The sequence below is a fragment of the Providencia sp. PROV150 genome, from assembly GCF_028481025.1.
In the GTDB taxonomy this organism is placed as follows: domain Bacteria; phylum Pseudomonadota; class Gammaproteobacteria; order Enterobacterales; family Enterobacteriaceae; genus Providencia; species Providencia hangzhouensis.
The window spans coordinates 36003-51668 of record NZ_JAMPPJ010000021.1; the positions used below are offsets into that span (position 1 = coordinate 36003).

A 15666-nucleotide genomic window follows, 5' to 3' on the forward strand; every position below is an offset into this window, starting at 1 on the left:
TGAAAGCAGCTAATTTCCATTTTTCGTGCCGGCCCACTCACCATTCTACGAGTTGCTTTTAATGGCCCCATGTTGTTTTTTCCCGCTGTCTTTCTCCGAGTATTTTATGGTTAAATTCCTACCCGTTTCTTTAAAGGGAAAATTTCTTTAAGATGAAATGGAGTTAAGTCAAATAAAGTCACTATTAGGTTTCCATGAGAATACTATTAATTGAAGATCACCTAAAAACCCAAGTGTGGGTCAAAAATGGGTTAGAAGAAGCGGGTTTTCTCGTTGATGTGACTAATGATGGTCGCGATGGTCTCTATTTTGCCTTAGAAAACAGTTATCAATTGGTGATCCTCGATATCATGCTGCCTGGTATGAATGGCTGGGAAATTTTAAAAATCTTACGCACAGCTAAAAACATACCGGTGATTTGCCTCACTGCGCGGGATGCCGTTGATGACAGAATTAAAGGTTTAGAGCTTGGTGCCAATGACTATCTCGTGAAGCCGTTTTCGTTTTCTGAATTATTAGCTAGGGTTAAAAACCAATTAAAAATTAACCAGCCAGCCTCAACCACCATAACTATTGCGGATTTAAAAATCGACTTAACTCGCCACGATGTTGAGCGGGCTGGAAAGAAAATCACCTTAACTCGGCAAGAGTTTTCCTTATTGCTGTTCTTCGTTCTACATTGCGATGAAATTTTACCTAGAACCTTAATTGCTAGCGAAGTTTGGGGCATCGATTTTGAAAGTGACACGAATATTATTGATGTGGCTATCCGTCGATTGAGAAAAAAAATCGATGATGAATTTGACGTTAAACTCATCGAAACCATTCGAGGGATGGGATACCGTTTAAATAGGCCAATAGAATGAAAAAGAAATCACTTCGATTCAAACTTATTTCTCTGTTTATCATTCTTATGGTTACTAATGCTGGAGTGGTGACATGGATTTTGTATCATTCACTCAAAAATGAACTATCTCAACAAGATAATAATTTACTGGTTAACCGTGCGGAGCAGCTTGCCAAACTCATCGCTGGTGGCATTGATATCAAAACACTTCCCATGTATTTCCAAAGCATGATGGATATGCGCCAAGACTTGATCCAAATCTCTGATGCAGCAGGGCAAATATTGGTCACAACCAATCGCGAGTTATTGGGCTCCCAACCTCTTCAGTTAGTCAATCTTGAGCAGCTAAACATCAATGCCATTAACCATTGGCAAACTGCTCAAGGCATCCCTATTTCTGCGGTCTATTTTTCGATGAATTCTCCAATAGGGCCGCTCCATGTGGTACTTGGTAAAGTTTCTGTCGACCGTAGTGGCGTGTTGGCTCAATATCTCACCCAAAGCGTGGTGATTTCTGTCCTCTCAATTTTGCTGATGGGGCTACTTAGCTTATGGCTGTTGAAAAAAGGGTTATCCGACATTCAAGCATTGAGCCAGATAACGGTCAAAACAGACGTTCATGCATTAAATGATCCAATCGATATTGATCAGCTACCACAAGAGCTAAAAGAGCTGGGCGAATCAATGAATACGATGCGCCAGCGGTTAAAGCATGATTTTGTCAAACTTACTCAATTTGCTGATGACTTGGCGCATGAGTTGAGAACCCCAATTAATGCGATTCGGGTACAAAATGAAATTACACTTCAGCGCTCGCGCAGTGTTAGCGAATATGAAGGGATGATAGTCAGTAATATTGAAGAGCTCGATAAACTGTCACAAATGATCCAAAGTACTTTGTTTATTGCCCGTGCGGAAAATAAAAATATTACCTTAAATCGAGATAAACTTTCTTTATATACGTTAGTTAACGATGTTTACGAACTCTTTTCTGCCTATGCAGAAGAAAAACAGATTGAGCTGTATTGTGAGCCCTCATCCCTGACTCTGGATGCTGACCCAGTATTACTCAGCCGAGTTTTAGTGAATATTGTCTCCAACGCGATTAAATATTCTCACTCAGGCACTCGCGTCGTTACCCAAATTATTGCGCTGCCGCAACAGCGAGAAATTAAAATTACTAACCAAGGTGAACCTCTACAAAATAGTGATGAAATTTTCACCCGTTTTTGGCGCGGGGATAATGCTCGAACGACAGAGGGAACAGGACTCGGGTTAGCGATTGTGAAAGCGATAGTCGGATTACATGGCGGATCAGCGAGTTTTGAACACCATGCAGGAACCAGTACCATTACCCTGAAATTTCCTACAATTAAGTAAGATGACAAATTTGTCATCTTACTGTCAGCCACTTTTGTCGTACTTTCGGTATAACTAATTTCATATCCTTTTTGCTATGGAGCGCATGATGAAAAAGTTACCTAAAATTCCCGCATCTCAAATCACGGATGAAACCCTCTTTTTTATGAAACGCCGTCAGCTACTTAAGGCTTTAGGCATTGGAGCTGCAGGTTTAACCGTTGCGACGACGGCTAATGCAGGGCTGTTTTCTTGGTTCAATGACGATACGCCAACACCTCCGATGACGCCAAGAAAACCTCTGACATTTATTCAACCTGAAGAGTTTCAGCCATCTTTAACCCTCACCCCTGAAGATAAAGTGATTGGTTATAATAATTTTTATGAATTTGGGCTCGGTAAATCCGATCCTGCCGAGAATGCCCATACTTTAGTCACGGATGAGTGGACGGTGACAATAGATGGCGAAGTGAATCGTCCCCTGACGCTTAATTTAGATGACATAAACACTAAGTTTCCCTTAGAGGAGCGCATCTATCGCATGCGCTGTGTTGAGGCTTGGTCGATGGTCATTCCATGGGTTGGCTTTCCTTTAGCGAAATTATTGGCTTTAGTCGAACCTACTAGCAAAGCTAAATATGTGGCTTTTGAAACACGCTACGCACCAGAACAAATGCCAGGACAAAAAAGTCGTTATATTGGTGGTGGTTTATCGTACCCCTATGTTGAAGGGCTACGCTTAGACGAAGCTATGAATCCACTGACTTTGCTGGCGACCGGCGTTTATGGAAAAACATTACCCAACCAAAACGGAGCACCGATCCGGTTGGTCGTCCCATGGAAATATGGCTTTAAAGGGATTAAATCTATCGTCAAAATTCGCCTTACTGAGCAAATGCCTGACACGACATGGAACTTATCAGCGCCGAGCGAATATGGCTTTTTTGCCAATGTGAATCCAGATGTAAGCCATCCTCGTTGGTCACAAGCCACCGAACGTTTTATTGGTGCTGGGGGCTTAGGCCAAGTGACCCGCCAGCCAACATTGTTGTTTAATGGATATGGCGAACAAGTGGCAAGTTTGTATCAAGGAATGGATTTGCGGAGATATTATTGATGCCCCAAGACAATAAGTTCATTGTTGGATTAACCAAAGGGAGCTTTCATCTTATTGCTTTGCTCCCTTTGGTATGGCTGATTTTTTTAGTCGATACCCAACGGCTTGGAGCCGACCCTGCCAAAGATATCCAACATTTTACAGGAATAGCGGCTTTACGTCTGCTTGTTATTATTGTACTGATCCCACTGGTTGCGAAATTATTGCGATTTACTGCCTTGTTTCAGACGCGAAAATTACTGGGGTTATGGTGTTTTTTCTGGGCTGTGCTGCATTTAAGTAGCTATCTATTACTGGAAATTGGCATAAATAATTTGGTGCTATTTTTCGAAGAGATTTTTTCGCGGCTCTATTTAGTGATTGGCGCGATAGCTTGGTTGTGTTTATTGTTGATGGCAGTCAGTTCATTCAACCGTATACGTCTTTATTTGGGCATATGGTGGAAAAGAATTCATATGCTGCTTTACCCTACGCTCATATTGGCGCTTTGCCACTATACTTTGTCATTAAAAACCTTAACGCCTGAACCATTTATCTATTTAGCCATCGTGGGAAGTGCGTTTACTTATCGCATGCGGAGCCAGCAAACACAACGAATAAAATCTTAATAAAGGTTGACGTTCTTTAATTGTATTCCTACCTGATATTATCTAATGCCAGTACTGAAGTTTCTCAGTATTAGGCATTCACTTTATCAAAGCACAAAATTATATGTGTGAAATATAATCTCTTAATACTCATTATTAGTGTAATAAATGCCCTGGTTTTTAGATTGTGTTGGAATTTATTGGGTGCTAGTGATGATTTCTGTGGTATATAATTTCGATTATAAATTTTACGGTAATTTATAATTAATTTGTTGGTGTTTGTAAATAACAAGGTTAAGATAAATCTTAAAAAAATCTCATATAATTTACAAACACAAAATCTGAGTAAAGCTACTTTTTTAAGTTGTATTTCGTGGTCGAAATTTAACCATAAAATACATCTCATTAGTAAAAAATATGTTTTAATATTTTTAAGTGTATCAAAATGTAATTTTTTGGGTGGTAAGCTTTGATTTTTAATCTATAACATATTGTTATTTATATTATTAATTTAAGTGTGATTTTTTTTTGTTACATTTCTCCTATATTAATAGAGCGATAAATGTTTTTAATAGTAATCAATTTGCTCTATCGATTATACAAAATAAATAATCAGACATATAATAATCAAAAATTTTAGGACGGTATCTATGGTTCAGATTGGTGCCTATAATTAATTTTTAATATAAAGGTTAAATTAAATGACTTATTTTTCTAATGAGATAAATAAAGAAATAGGGCAGTATCTGAGAGGAATTAGAAAAGAGCGAAACTTAACAGGGGAAGAGTTGGCAAAAAGATTGAATATTAGTCAACAGCAGATATCTCGATATGAAACGGGAAAAACAAAACTGACATTTGAAATGATGGACACAATCCTTTTGATATTCAATAAGTCATGGAGAGACCTTTTTAATCATGTAATAGATAGATACGATAATGAAAGATTACAATGTATTATAAAAAATGAAAATAATTATTTTGCTATCTTAGATAAAGACACTAAAAAAATGTGGCGTTAATTCAGTTAATAAAAATATAACCTATTTTACAAAGTGTAATCAGTAAATATAACTTGTATATATGATAACTTTATTAAAAATAATCATTAATTTAATTAAAAATAATGATTATTTTTATCTAAAGTTGTTATTAACAACTATTTGGCGAAACATACATTATACGAGTATTATACAGGATTAAATAATCATGAAATTGAATAAATTTGTAATGGGTGCTGTATTTGCATCAGGCTTTGCTTCGTTCGCAGCAATGGCTGCTTATACTGGTACACCTACTAACGGTACTATCGAATTTTCAGGTGAATTAGTGAATTCTGCTTGTGGTTTAAGTGAAGAATCAAGTCCTGTAAAAGTAAACTTTTATCAGATCCCTGTTTCTAATTTAAAAAATGGTGAGCGTGCAGGTAATATCAAGAAAGATATCGTTCTGCAAGGGTGTGATACTACCGTTGCACAAACTGCAACTGTAACTTATACACCATCAACTATTAACCCTAATGATAATACATTAGCGGCGTTCACTTCAGGTACTGCAAGTGGTGCTGGTATCGGTTTAAGAGACAATGGAAATAAAGATGTTGTTTGGGGACAAGCTTCTACAGCAGTTAATTTAACTGATGGTAAAACTGCAATTCCATTCGTTGCTTATTTAAAATCTGATAATGCATCTAATGCAGTAACTCCAGGTAGCTTTGATTCAACCATCAATTTTAAAATTGATTACCAATAATTTGTAATTGATTTTATACCAAGATGCGGAGTGTTAAATACTCCGCATTAATAAAATCTACCAATAACTAAATGGTATTATCCATGACTATTCGGGTTGCAAAAATAGCACTAGGCTCTAGTTTGCTATGGCCTCTATTAAGTTGGGGAATGACCGCCAATAACACCCCCGGTGATATTGTAATGCAAGGTGAATTAATAGAAGCCTCATGTACGATTGATCCTGAAAGCCGAGAACTTTGGGTTAATTTTGGTGAAATCAGTGCCCGAGAGATCACTCCTGAAGTCAATATGCTGGTGAGTAAGAATTTTGCTATAAAGCTCGTTGGATGTACGTTGCCTTCTAATGATAAAGGTAGTGCATCACGCGCGCAAATAACCATGATGGGAACATCTGTTAATGATGATCAACTTTTACAAGTAAGTGGCGATTCAGAGGGGTTTGGAATTCAGTTTAGAGACTCTCACGGCGAAATACTTAAACTTAATAGAAAAATGCCGGATTACACATTATTAGAAGGGCGCAATAGATTAGATTTTACTGCAATTTTAGTTGCTTATCAAAAGCATATTAAGGCAGGTGATTTCGCTGGAGTTCTAAGGTTTAGAATGGATTATTTCTAAAGCTAATAATAATTACATATAAAAGAGAATTGAGCTAAATCTCTAGCCTAATGAGTGAATACTGAGTAACTAAAATGATTATTTTAAATGGAAATATAAATAATATAAAAAAACTATTTGCAATATATATTGCAGTACTTTGCTATTCACCAAATATGTCTGCAAATGATCTTGTTGAGTTTAATGTTGACGTATTAGATGTTGGTGACCGTAACAATATTGATTTAACTCGATTCTCTAAAGATAATTTCGTATTTCCTGGGACATATTTATTAGATCTCTATATTAATGGACAATCATTGTCTCAGCAGAAGGTCACTTATATTACCGATCCTCACGATAGTGAAAAATCATTAGTTTGTTTTACCCCTAAGCAAATTGAAATGTTAGCGCTCAAAGAAGATGCGTTAAAAAAAATCCAAGCCATATCCCCTGAATGTTCAAATATTTTACCTATTTCAGGCGTTAAAATTAATAATCATGAAGGCAAACTGGATATCACTATTCCACAGGCATGGATGAAATATTCCGATCCTAGTTGGGTGCCGCCTGAGCGTTGGGATTCAGGGGTTTCAGGCCTTATATTTGATTATAACCTGACCGGGTCAGTTTCTCGTTCTTTGACGACACATACAAATAAACACTCATTATCAGCATATGGCCAAACGGGATTTAATTTGGGCGCATGGCGTTTTAGAGCTGATTATCAAGCTAATTATAATGAGCGTGGCGATAGAAAATTCGATTGGAACCAGTTTTATGCATATCGTCCTCTGATCCACATGGCGGCTAAGCTGACACTGGGTGAAATTTATCTAAGTTCTCAGGTTTTTGACACGATTCGCTTCACTGGTTTTAACCTTGCCAGTGATGAACGTATGTTACCGCCGAATCTACGAGGATATGCACCACAGATTAATGGTATCGCGAAAAGCAATTCAAAAATTGTTGTGACTCAAGCTGGGCGTGTCGTTTATGAAACGACGGTACCTGCGGGGCCATTCAGTATTCAAGATTTGCAAAGCTCAATCCGTGGAACCTTGGATGTCAAAGTTGAAGGTGATGACGGCGAGGTATCGACTTTTCAAGTTGATACGGCAAATATCCCTTATTTAACTCGCCCGGGTTATGTGCGTTACAACGCTTCGGTCGGTAAGCCATCTCGATTTAATCACAAGCCTGAGGGGCCAATGTTTGCCACGGGAGATTTCTCTTGGGGGCTGAGCAATAACTGGTCACTCATTGGAGGCCTACTTTTTGCGGGTAGGGATTACACCGCAATATCTGCTGGGTTAGGGCGCGATTTATCTATATTTGGTGCACTTTCTGCAGATATCACACAATCCATTAGCCGAATGCCGGGTGATAACACACAAACGGGTTCTTCTTATCGTCTGAGTTATTCAAAGTCATTTGATGAACTTAACAGTACGATTACTTTTGCGGGTTACCGCTTCTCGCAGGATAAGTTTAGAACGCTGTCGCAATATTTAGATGAGCGTGAAAACAAATATCTGGGTATTGGCCGTCAAAAAGAGATGTATACCGTTACAGGGAATAAAACTTTTTGGGCGGATGATCCTGATTGGAGAACGACAGTATTCTTAACTTATACCCATCAGACCTTTTGGGACCAAACATCTCAAGATAGATATGGCTTATCCGTGGGGCGAACATTTCGTCTAATGGGCATCAATGGTGTTTCAACCAATATTGCGGCTTACCGTTCTGACTATCGAGGTCGACGTGACGATAGCATTTCACTTTCGGTTTCAGTGCCTGTTGGTGATAGCCGTTGGGCTGGATACGACTTGCAAAATAGTGGTAGTAAGACCAGCCATATGCTGTCTTACAGTGATAACAGGGATACGAATAATTTATGGCGAGTTAGAGCCGGCCGAAGCAGCGATGATCGCGTCCGGTTTGATGGATATTATCAAAAACGGACGCAACTTGCTGAAGTTAATAGCAATGTGAGCTATCAAGAAAGACAAACGGCATCGATCAACGGGACATTGCGCGGTGGCTTCACTGCTACTAAGCATGGTGCTGCATTGCATAACAGCACCGGTACAACGGATACAGCAAGAATTATGGTCGATACCAACGGTGTTGGTGGCGTGCCGTTTAACCATGAAAAAACGCGAACTAACTGGGCTGGTATCTCTGTTGTGCCTGATATTGTCAGCTATTACAGCTTCGACACACGTATTGATGTCGATAAGTTAAAAAATAACGTTGATACCAATAAGGCGATCGCAACCTCGACATTAACAGAAGGGGCAATCGGTTATCAGCGATTTGATGTTGCACAAGGTGAAAAGCTCATTGCCACCATTCGTTATAACGATACGGTACCTCCGTTTGGTGCTGATGTGACAAACGCGGATGGAATTAACATTGCCATGTTAATGGAAAATGGGTTGGCGTACTTGATGGCAGTAAATCCTAAAGAAACGTTAACAGTATCTTGGGGTGGAAAAGCGCAATGTAAAATTCAACTGCCTGAAAAAATAAATTCGGGCATGTCAGTTTTGCTGCCTTGCCAATAATGTAATGACAGTTTGAAAAAGTATTCTATAAGGTAGAGAAAATGGCGATTCGTATAAATAAATGGGTAGGTGGTTTGCTAGTTATGATGGTTGGCGTAGGGCAATCATATGCAGGTATTTCACTGGATAGAACGCGACTGATTATTACAGGCGATGAAAATTCTGCGAGTGCTAATTTATCAAACACCAGCTCAAGTATTCCTTTTCTTGCTCAGTCATGGGTTGAAGATGCCAATGGAAAAAAAATTACATCGCCATTAGTTGTATTGCCCCCATTACAGCGCATTAATGGGGGGCAAAAAGGGGTTGCTCGTGTTTCAAAAACAGCCGAGATAGATAAGTTACCTCAAGATCGTGAAAGTCTATTTTATTTAAATGTACGCGAAGTTCCGCCAAAACCCGATAAACCGAATGTTTTACAGTTAGCGATGCAATCGCGTATTAAATTATTTTATCGGCCGACAGCCATTATTCCTAAATCTAGAAGTGCGGTTTGGCAAGACCAAGTCATATTTTATAAACAGGGAAATAACTGGCGTGCTGAAAACCCAACACCTTATTTTGTAACCATTATTAGCCTTAATAATAAACCAGTGGCAGAAGGTGGAAAAAAACTAACCGATTTTCCAGGAGTGATGATTGCCCCTAAATCGCATCTCGATATTAAGGTCAATAGTTCAGGCGAGAGTTTCACCATGATGTATGTGAATGATTATGGTGGTCATCCAGAACTTAAATACAGTTGTAGCGGAAATACGTGTAAAGCGTTACCACCAGAGCAACAGATTCGCTAGGAGTATTGATATGAACATTAGGTGCTTAGGGATCGTGTTATTGGGATTAGGAAGTTTCTCCGCAGTTGCAGAAATTGCGGATGAAAAGCTGTCTCGCCAAACATTGCTAGACGTACATAGTACTGTGCATTTGACAGGAAGCGTTTATGCATCACCTTGTGTTCTTGAATTAGAAACACAAGAGCAGTATGTCGATTTAGGTGACATCAATGCCAGAGAATTTCACCGCATTGGCGATAGAAGTACTCCTGTTGCATTTAATATTCGGCTCAAAGATTGCCAACGCGGGGCATCCAAGTCATTTGTGAATGCTGCTGGAGAGGCAACTCAAAATGCTCAGCGTTATTACTTGACGGGAGAAAGCGCAGTTTCATTGAGTATTGCGGGAGATACGGATTTTTTTAACCCTGATCTTGTGCGAGTTACAGGCGATGTTCGAGGCGCAGGATTACGTATTTCCAGTAAAGATCATCAAAACTTAATGGTCAATCAGCCAACAAGTTCATGGGTGATCAAACCTGGTGATAACAACATTACACTTAATGCCTCATTGGAATCTACAGCACAGTCTGTTTCAGCGGGAACTTTTAGCGGATTAGTTAGGCTAAAACTGGAGTATTTATAACCATGTTTGTATCCAACAACAAAAAACTAAAAGATATGACTATTGTGGCCGGTCTACTCACAATAGGGTTAATGCCGTTATCTGCTTTAGGCTTTCCTCACGGCTCCGCTATACCTGATGGGGGGACTTACACATTCGAAGCGACAATGAATAATCAGCTACTGGTCAATGAGAAAGATGCTGAAACAGTATTCAATTTTGATGTGGGTAACTGGCCTTTTTTCGATATTTACTGCCAAAGTTATATGAAGCCAGGAGGTCCTGGAAATTCAGATCCTGATTCAGGAATGACATTTGATTTAATGTCAACCATTCCTACATCAATGCAAAACCCAGGGTACCTGAACCTTAATGAATATTTTGATGTAAAAGTTGAAATTCAAATAGGGGGAAGGGTTGGTCAGAAAGTTACTGTCCCAGTGAAGGATATGTGGAATGGGGGATCTGACCCAATAGAGTGTACACCACCGAGTGTTAATAGCCGTGACTATGGCGTCGAGCTACGGACAGGGTCGAGTGGGACAATCACGTTTAGGCTGAAAAAACCGATTATTAATGGCATTACCATCAACCAAGCTGAGCTGGTACAGGTTTTTGCCAAAAAAGGCAGCCCAGCGAATGGCAGTACAGCTTATGCGCCAATCCCTTCAACTCGGGTTGTTTTAGGAGCAGGGATTATCACAGTTGCTGATGAGTGTACGATTAATGAAGGTAACCCAATTAATATTGATTTTCTTGATGTAGCAAATACGAGTGAACAGTTAAATGGAATTAATTATGCTCAGCCCTTTAAGATCCCAGTTAAATGTACCGGTGGAAGTTTTACGACAGGTGATTTAAATATCAAGCTGTCACTCTTACCGGGGGCGTCAGGCAGTGCGGATTTTAACCCTGATTATTTCGGTACGTTAAAAAACGGCGTGAAACGCACAAATCTTGGCATTGTGGTGACTGATAATGTGGCGGTTACATTGGTAAAACCGAATCAAGCATACCAAGTGCCTGACTTTATTAATAACCAAGGTACCTGGAACTTAACGGCTGCGCCAATAGCTGCGCCTGGTAGTAGTGTGGAAGAAGGTGAATTTACAAGTACCGGGACAATCCTTGCTGAATTCCAATGAGGCCAATCATGCGAAATAATAATCAGATAAAGCGTACAAAATATTTATTGTCGATTGGCTTATATTTATTAATCTCGGGGCCGATGAGTGCGAGTGTGATCCCAACTAATATGGGAAGCTATTCATTCAGAGGCATGGTTATTGCTACGCCATGTCAGATAGCGCCTGGAAGTGAGAAGGTCCCTGTTGATTTTCAACAAATCTCGGTCAAAGATCTTTATAAAGAAGGCAAATCGAAACCTTTAAATTTCTCAATTCATTTAACGAATTGTAATACGACTATATTTAAATCGGTGACAGTGACTTTTAATGGAATTGAAAATAAGAATCTTCCTGACCATCTTGCGATTAGTGACCAAAGTGAAGCTAGCGGAATCGGTATTGGGTTATTAAACTTAAATGAAACACCCATAGAATTGAATACGCCATCATTAGCACAAAATCTGGCAACAAATAATACGGAAATTCAATTTAAGGCTTATGTCGAGGCTGAGCCTGAAGCGAGAATTAACCAAACGATTACCTATGGGAATTTTTATAGTACTGCGTACTATACATTAAATTATCAATAACGAATGAAAACATGATGTTTGCAATCAAAATTAAAGATAATAAAAAAGAACGTTATCCATGGGTTCTTTTAAGTTTTGTCGTTATATTTTTTGGCATTATATTGCATATTTATCTGCCGAATATGGGCGGAACAGGTTTGTCATTACCATTCAATATAATTAGTAGTTTTTTTATTGCTTTTTTTATTGTATTGGTTAGTATTACACAAATTAAAAATTCAAGCTTATATTACTCTAAGTCGAGTAATTATATTACGATTGGATTGGTCTTATTATTAGGCTTGTGTTTTTTTGCGCCTAAAGATTACCAGTTTAATGCATACTTGACAGCATATTGGTTATTGGGCGCGTTATTTTTTTATCAAGCTTTACTGCAAATAAATATTTCAGAAACTGTATTGAAAATAATTGTTTGCAGTATATTATTTTCTGCTATTATTGAGAGCCTATTTTCAATAGCACAAATTTTTAATTTTTTTCCGATATCAGGGGATAGGCCATATGGCGTATTCCAACAAGTTAATGTTCTCTCTAGTTTTATTTGTGTTGGCATTGCCAGTGCAATAGGTATGTTTATTTTAATGAGAACTGTCACATGGTATGCGTCAGCCATTATCATTGTGAGTCTCGTTTTAATGAGTGTGGTATTGCCATTGTCTCAATCATTAACTGGATATTTAAATTTATTATTAATTGTTATTGTTTTTTATTTTTTTGCAAAGTATCATCGTAAATATATTTTTTATTCTTTAATGTCGATTGTTATCGGTCTTATTATTGGCTATGGAATAAAAATTGGTTTTAATATTTCTGACTTTTCTGAAAGTAAATTACAGACATCGCACATTAGATGGGTGTTATGGCAGCATAGTTTATATTTATTTAGTGAAAATATTTTATTTGGTACGGGTGTTGGTAGTTTTGAATCTGTATTTTTAGAGCGCTTTGGTGGTGGGTTACTTGGAACCAGTGAAAGGGTCATATCACATCCACATAATGAGATATTACGTTGGATGGTTGAAGGTGGGGTAGTTGGCATTGCTGCGATATTGTTAGTTATTATTGGTAGTGGGTATCTACTTTATTCTTCATTAAAAAATAAAAATAATAATTATGTTTTTTTAGTTATTGCGTTACCAATTGTTTTTCATATGATGACAGAGTTTCCATTGTGGCTATCAATACCTCATGGGGTGGTATTGATACTACTAATACGTTGTGCCGATATTCCAACTAAAAAGTATCATTTAAATAAAATTGTAGGGTATTGTTCGAAAACAATTATTGCGTTAGGTGGTTTGTTATCCATGGGGTTGCTGTATTTTACTTTGCAAACGCAGCAATATTTAACGTATATCGAAAAAACAGGGCAACAGTTTCTTCTTTCTATGAATGAGCCCGATTATAGCGAGTGGAAATATTACTTAATCAATGATCGTTATAAATTGGATCTCAATATGGGGTATTTGTTACGCTATAACGAGACACAGAACCCCTATTACTTGAATTTATTTTCGTCTTGGGCAGAAAGCTATTCTCGTTCTTGCCCAGATATTAATGTTTATTTTTCTTGGATCCTTGTTTTAAATGAATTAGGTGAGAAAGAGAAAGCAAAAAGCGTCAAAGGAAAAGCGATTTTTTTATTTGATAATAATGAGAGATTAGAAGGATTGAATTTTTAATTATTCACGTGGTAATTCGTGAGTTAATTAAAAATCTAAAGGATTTATTGGTGTTAATTATCAATAAATAGGGCGTTTTATTAATTAAAATCTATATTAAAGGAAATAACATGAAAAAGTTAAATGCTATCGAAGCTGCTGCTGTAGTTGGTGGAACAAAACAAGTTTGTACTGATTCTTACGAGAGCATCACTGTTGGTGGTGTTAAATCTTGCCAATTAGTAACGACTTGTACTGATAAGCACGGTAACAAAACATACAAAGCGAAAGCTGTTGGTGCATCAAACTGTGATGTAACAGCTCCATAGTATTAAATTTAATTTTTATTAATTGATACATGGGGAGTTATCCCCATGTATTTTTCGTACCTGAATGGAATTAACTGTTATGAATACTCGTTTTAAACCAATAACTATCACACTTTATACTCTATTTGTTATTATTGCTTCTTCACTCATGACGGTTTTGTTCTATCATATTTTTGTTTTTAATACTTTCTCAAATGATGATGCACAAGGCTCTTCTTTTATTGAATTTAATAGTGAACAAGTTCTGTTGAGTCCAATAAAAGAAAATAATAGCATCATAGAAGTCCTTTCTTATGGTTGCCATTATTGTGCAGTAAATCATGACAATGTCAGCCAATTCGAAAAAACACTCCCTGAGAATGTCAACTTTAAAGTCGTTCATTTAGCCATGGATAATAATATGGGGCTGGCTGCCTATGCGCCTATTTTTGCGACATTGGAAGAGATGGGGGTGGAATCTCAATTACGTCAGGATCTTTATACTGCCGTTATCAACGATAAGCTTGATTTAGCTAATAAAGATGTCTTAAACCAATGGTTAAAACGGCACAATATTGATTCAACCCAATACCTAAAAACCAGTGAAAGCCAAGCCGTTCAAGAACGTCTAAAAAATATGCTTGAAATTAGCAAATTTTATCAAATTACTGGAACACCTGCCTTTATTATCAATAAACGCTATGTTGTTTACCAAGACCGTGATTTTGCAGACTTTACTGCCTATATGCTTGAGTTATTAGATAAAAGTAATAAGGAGTTACGGTGATCCGGTTTTTCATTGTCTGGACGGTATTTACAGCGAAAAACTGTTTGATGCCGTTTAAAAAAGGATATCAAAAACTCAATCATAGTGGACTTGCCTTTTTACGGTTGTTATTGCGCCGAGGCTATATCACATCGGTATTATTTGTTTCTAATTTATTATGTCGTGTAGGTTTATTAGGTCGTCAATATCGTAATCGGAATAAAGTCGCCACGGAAAACTTTCGTAGTTTAATGGAAACGAAAGGGCATATTAATATGGGCTGGATAGCCGTTCGACGCTTCATTTTGGAAGAGGCAGCCACATGGGGACAAAACCAAAAAATCATGGCGCAAGTTCGAGTTTGTACACTTGAACTTGATAGCGTCGTTGCGCCCTTACACCAACAAAATAAACCCGTTGTACTTGCTCCGTTGCATATGGTTTCTGATGTTTTAGCCACCATGGTTGGGGCGGGGGTGACTCCTGGGAATGCGACGGTGGTGGTTTCGTCGAGCGCAGAGCAGCAAAAGTATAACGCTTCGGCACGTGAGTTAGGTCAGGTGAATTTATCTTATTGTTCTATTCATCAGGGAAATAAAGTATTAGCTAGCCAATTAATGACTGCGATGACAGAAACGGCGGCCGGGCAAAAAAATATGATTGTTTTCCCTGATATTACCCCTGATTACACGGTTCAAACAGAGGAAGGGGCGTCGAGCAAATTATCGTGCCACTTATTTAACCGTGCAGCAAAGCTACACAATGGTGTCGTGCGTTTGTCCAGTGCGATTTCGGCACAGGTAGTTTTTTATCATCTGTACTACCAAAATGGTTTACAAATCAAGGTTTATCCGCCTGTTGCAGCAAAAGATGTTGCAACTCAAATGCCAGCCATCATTGAAAATGCGGTTCGTCATTATCCCAATGATTGGCTTTTATGGCATAGCCATTCACTTTATTTTATTAGCCATTAAATAAT

The 15666-nt window shown here is 38.1% G+C and carries 16 protein-coding genes; all 16 read left to right on the forward strand.

Going from position 1 to position 15666, the window contains the following annotated elements:
• Nucleotides 1–194: 194 nt before the first annotated feature.
• The 16 genes from PSE83_RS14090 to PSE83_RS14165 all read left to right on the forward strand — a co-directional run bounded on the left by PSE83_RS14090 (nt 195) and on the right by PSE83_RS14165 (nt 15661).
• Nucleotides 195–866: a heavy metal response regulator transcription factor gene (locus tag PSE83_RS14090; protein ID WP_004259607.1), complete on the forward strand. Its 672-nt coding sequence runs from the start codon at nt 195–197 to the stop codon at nt 864–866.
• Nucleotides 863–2227 (forward strand): heavy metal sensor histidine kinase, encoded by a 1365-nt coding sequence (locus tag PSE83_RS14095; RefSeq protein ID WP_004259604.1) that lies wholly within the window; start codon nt 863–865, stop codon nt 2225–2227. The genes PSE83_RS14090 and PSE83_RS14095 overlap by 4 nt, the downstream gene beginning before the upstream one ends.
• Before the next feature lie 88 nt (nt 2228–2315).
• Nucleotides 2316–3323, forward strand: coding sequence for a protein-methionine-sulfoxide reductase catalytic subunit MsrP (msrP, locus tag PSE83_RS14100; RefSeq protein WP_036958075.1), 1008 nt, complete (start codon nt 2316–2318; stop codon nt 3321–3323).
• Nucleotides 3323–3931 carry a sulfite oxidase heme-binding subunit YedZ gene (locus tag PSE83_RS14105; protein WP_004259599.1) on the forward strand — a complete coding sequence of 203 codons (609 nt, stop codon included), beginning with the start codon at nt 3323–3325 and terminating at the stop codon, nt 3929–3931. The genes msrP and PSE83_RS14105 overlap by 1 nt, the downstream gene beginning before the upstream one ends.
• A 680-nt stretch (nt 3932–4611) precedes the next feature.
• Entirely contained in the window at nt 4612–4932 is a 321-nt protein-coding gene (locus PSE83_RS14110) for a helix-turn-helix domain-containing protein (RefSeq protein WP_004259596.1), read from the forward strand.
• A 187-nt stretch (nt 4933–5119) separates the two neighbouring features.
• Nucleotides 5120–5662, forward strand: a complete 543-nt coding sequence (locus PSE83_RS14115; RefSeq protein ID WP_004259591.1) for a fimbrial protein — start codon at nt 5120–5122, stop codon at nt 5660–5662.
• An 83-nt stretch (nt 5663–5745) separates the two neighbouring features.
• Nucleotides 5746–6285: a fimbrial protein gene (locus PSE83_RS14120; RefSeq protein WP_004259587.1), complete on the forward strand. Its 540-nt coding sequence runs from the start codon at nt 5746–5748 to the stop codon at nt 6283–6285.
• A gap of 74 nt (nt 6286–6359) precedes the next feature.
• Nucleotides 6360–8837: a fimbria/pilus outer membrane usher protein gene (locus tag PSE83_RS14125; RefSeq protein WP_272660939.1), complete on the forward strand. Its 2478-nt coding sequence runs from the start codon at nt 6360–6362 to the stop codon at nt 8835–8837.
• Between the two features lie 41 nt (nt 8838–8878).
• Complete coding sequence (locus PSE83_RS14130) at nt 8879–9631, forward strand: fimbrial biogenesis chaperone (protein WP_004259578.1); 753 nt, start codon at nt 8879–8881, stop codon at nt 9629–9631.
• A 10-nt stretch (nt 9632–9641) separates the two neighbouring features.
• Nucleotides 9642–10256 (forward strand): fimbrial protein, encoded by a 615-nt coding sequence (locus PSE83_RS14135; RefSeq protein ID WP_004259573.1) that lies wholly within the window; start codon nt 9642–9644, stop codon nt 10254–10256.
• Between the two features lie 2 nt (nt 10257–10258).
• Nucleotides 10259–11380 carry a fimbrial protein gene (locus PSE83_RS14140; RefSeq protein WP_272660940.1) on the forward strand — a complete coding sequence of 374 codons (1122 nt, stop codon included), beginning with the start codon at nt 10259–10261 and terminating at the stop codon, nt 11378–11380.
• A gap of 8 nt (nt 11381–11388) precedes the next feature.
• On the forward strand, nt 11389–11952 hold the full coding sequence (locus tag PSE83_RS14145) for a fimbrial protein (RefSeq protein ID WP_262960852.1): 564 nt from the start codon (nt 11389–11391) through the stop codon (nt 11950–11952).
• Between the two features lie 11 nt (nt 11953–11963).
• On the forward strand, nt 11964–13634 hold the full coding sequence (locus PSE83_RS14150; protein WP_272660941.1) for an O-antigen ligase family protein: 1671 nt from the start codon (nt 11964–11966) through the stop codon (nt 13632–13634).
• A 110-nt stretch (nt 13635–13744) separates the two neighbouring features.
• Complete coding sequence (locus PSE83_RS14155) at nt 13745–13942, forward strand: DUF4762 family protein (protein WP_004259555.1); 198 nt, start codon at nt 13745–13747, stop codon at nt 13940–13942.
• Between the two features lie 79 nt (nt 13943–14021).
• Nucleotides 14022–14708, forward strand: coding sequence for a thiol:disulfide interchange protein DsbA/DsbL (locus PSE83_RS14160; RefSeq protein WP_036958248.1), 687 nt, complete (start codon nt 14022–14024; stop codon nt 14706–14708).
• The gene (locus tag PSE83_RS14165; protein WP_036958073.1) at nt 14705–15661 is read left to right on the forward strand and encodes an ABC transporter; all 957 of its coding nucleotides are present in this window, start codon (nt 14705–14707) and stop codon (nt 15659–15661) included. Before PSE83_RS14160 ends, PSE83_RS14165 begins: the two co-directional genes overlap by 4 nt.
• Nucleotides 15662–15666 lie beyond the last annotated feature (5 nt).